General features: G+C 37.6%; 1 protein-coding gene. It reads right to left on the bottom strand.

What is annotated here, in order from left to right; translation table 11 throughout:
* Positions 1 to 48 precede the first annotated feature (48 nt).
* Complete coding sequence (locus ACY2RQ_RS19350; protein ID WP_490114651.1) at positions 49 to 1140, bottom strand: type I restriction endonuclease; 1092 nt, start codon at positions 1138 to 1140, stop codon at positions 49 to 51.
* Between the last annotated feature and the right edge of the window lie 148 nt (positions 1141 to 1288).

The raw sequence follows: 1288 nt of genomic DNA, 5'->3' as shown, positions 1-1288 counted from the left end.
GCATCAGGTGCGCCGTAGGCGTCACCTGGATGCACTTGTTATGAGCGATTACTCTTCGTATAGCCCCACTGTGCCAAGTAGTTCATCATTAAAGTTGAATATATCATCAACGGAATCTATTGGGTGACGAGTTTCTTTTTTGTTTTCATCAAAAATGCCAAGGTATTTTTGCTTGGCATTGAAGTGGAGGCGACAAAGAGGCTTTCTGTTGTTGTCATCGAGCAGAATTCCAAAGTAGCTTTGAGTATCTCTAGGTGCAACTCGATCGGCACTGACTTTCTGTCTAATGATAGCTTTTACAATATTGAAACCATCCATTTCTTCTTCAGTGGTAACGATCTTGGAATTCGTATCTTCTTCTACTACCTCAGAAGTTTCTGCAATAGTTTCATGGTCTTTTATATCAGGAATTGAAGATTTAACATCAGAACCAATTGCTGATTTTAGGCGCTCATTGATACTGTCGTTTAAAAACTGCTTAAGTGCTTTTGTTGTAATCTCAAGAAATTGAGCTTTTACTTTAGCGGTTAGTACGCCTTCATAAACTCTTGATGCAAAGAATTTCACAAAATCTTCTTCTGGCTCGTCGAATTGTTGTTCAAGGAGTTTTTTGATCTGACTAAGGTATTTAAGTTCACCTGCAGCATCAACGATAGAGTCTACATCAAATGAGGATTTGGTAAGTTTCTTTATTTCAGGTACAACGTGTTCATCAATATCAGTCAGATCGAGGACAAGAAATGGTTTTTCATCCATTTTATTTGGAGCGTCAAGATCTGTATAAAATTCATAAACTGAACCATTTGTAAGTATTGCAAGTCGTGCATTTGTAACTGAGAAGTACCTGAAAAGTTGGCTCGCATGCTTTGGTGTGAGCTTTTCACCAAACTTCTTGCACTCTATGAGTATTTGGACTTCTTCGTCTTTAATAAGTGCATAGTCTACTTTCTCACCCTTTTTTGTCCCTGCATCTGCAGTGAATTCAGGGATAACCTCATTAGGATCGAATACATCGTAGCCTAGAACAGAGTGTAAGAATGGCATAACAAGAGCATTCTTTGTTGCTTCTTCTGTTGCGAGGTTGCTTGCCACATGTCCAATTTTTTTAGATAAACTATGTAATCTCTCGATAAAATCCATGCTTATAACCATAATAGTGTTGTCTTGTAAAATTATTTTATAATGATTTTTTGGCTGAAGGAAACAGTACTTGTCACACAATATTATTATTGGTTGCGTATGTTACGAATAGACTTTCCTGCTCTGATGTGACCACTGGTTTAGCTCA

It is taken from the genome of Parendozoicomonas sp. 209JJ7-1 (assembly GCF_058147085.1).
The sequence above is the reverse complement of the archived record's forward strand: the minus strand, read 5'-3'. Positions and strand labels throughout refer to the sequence as shown.